This is a genomic window from Sporosarcina luteola (genome assembly GCF_023715535.1).
GTDB classification, from domain to species: Bacteria; Bacillota; Bacilli; order Bacillales_A; family Planococcaceae; genus Sporosarcina; species Sporosarcina luteola_B.
Genome location: NZ_JAMBOI010000026.1, coordinates 1 through 1,614, shown reverse-complemented (window position 1 = coordinate 1,614; position 1,614 = coordinate 1). Strand labels below are relative to the sequence as shown.

General features: G+C 40.3%; 1 protein-coding gene. It reads left to right on the top strand.

The genetic code is table 11. The annotated features are described in order from the left end of the window. Window positions 1-246: 246 nt before the first annotated feature. Complete coding sequence (locus tag M3191_RS18050; RefSeq protein WP_251701722.1) at window positions 247-1,482, top strand: IS110 family transposase; 1,236 nt, start codon at window positions 247-249, stop codon at window positions 1,480-1,482. The last annotated feature ends 132 nt before the right edge of the window (window positions 1,483-1,614 follow it).

Here is a 1,614-nt window from a genome sequence, read left to right as displayed (position 1 = left end):
TTCGTATTATAAGGTCAGCCAGATATTTCTGGTTGACCATTTTTTATATGGTTTTATGATTACTGTAGCCGGGGTAGGACGTAAGCACCCGTGGGTGATAGAACCCGTCAGCTAAACCGTCCGCCCCCTACTTGTAGAAACATGATTGAGGCTGGTTGGGACCTAGATCCCGTATAACAAGCGAAGCTATGACACTACAAGGAGGATTAGGGGTTACCGGCAAACTATACGTGGAGGAGATGTAGAATGAATCCTGTTATTGGCCTAGATGTAGCCAAAGGGGAAAGCCAGGTTCAAGCATATTTAGACAGAAGAGAACCTTACAAAAGCAGCTTCAAGGTTGCACACACACTAGATGGATTGAAGTATTTACATGATTTTCTCTTGGAGGTAGAAAGGGTCTCTGGTGTCCGACCACCGGTCGTATTGGAAGCTACAGGGCATTACCATACACCGGTAGTTCAATATCTCGAGGAGAGAAACTACTTAATTATTATTGTTAATCCTCTCATTTCATACCGGGCAAAGAGCTCCAGTTTACGCAAGGTGAAAACAGATATAATTGATGCCCATCACCTCTGTGAACTGTATTACAAAGAGGAATTGGAACCCTATAAGAAACGCGGAATCCAACTGTTAGATCTACGGAATCTTACAAGGCAACACGAAAACCTAACGAATATATACGTACAGACAAAACTACAATTCCAAGCGATTCTGGATCAGGTTTTTCCTGAATATCGTGGTGTGTTCGGGGATTTATACTCAGCTGTCTCCTTATTGACCCTAGTAGAATTCCCCACATCTAACGATGTATTAACAGCTGAAGAACAAGAGATATCTAATAAGATTCATGAACTTTGTAAGAGCCGTTCATATAGCTGGGCGGAAGCGAGATCACAGAAGTTAATTGATGCTGCTAAACGCAATCCATTTCAAAACAACCTTTATCAGAGCCATATTCTAACCATGGAAATGTATATAAAAGTGTTGTTGGAATACCAAAAGCACCTATCCAGCTTGGAAAAAGAGATAGATGCTTCGGCAAAAGAAATTGAAGAATATAAGATTATCCAATCAATTCCGGGTATCGGAGAAAAGATCGCTGCAACGATTATTTCCGAAATCGGTGAGATTGATCGGTTTAATCATCCGAAGAAACTGGTTGCGTTCGCTGGAATAGATCCGAGTATCTTTGAATCCGGCAGATTCAAAGGAACCGTAAACAGGATCACCAAAAGAGGATCAAGTAGACTAAGACATGCCCTATTCATGGCCGTCAAATGTGCAATCCGGGACAGTCGCAAAATGAAAACTACTGATGAAGTTATCCCACGCAACAAGAAAATGCGGGCGTTCTACGATAAGAAACGTGAAGAAGGAAAACCTTATAAAGTAGCTGTCATTGCCTGTGCAAATAAGCTTTTACATTGGATTTATGCCCTGTTAAGAACCAATTCTACTTTTGTAGATATCGCGTAAGAAACAATAACTAAATAAACCAATGCCTTCCAACTCTATTGAGGAAGGTTATTTGATATACCCTTTTTTAAGTATAACAAGAAGTATTTCATGTTTCATTGAAAATTGTTGACAAACTATTAGCTGGTTTAG

What these genes read in the sequence shown, in the direction of transcription:
- M3191_RS18050 (WP_251701722.1), top strand. Translation starts at nt 247, where the DNA reads ATGAATCCTGTTATTGGCCTAGATGTAGCCAAAGGGGAAAGCCAGGTT.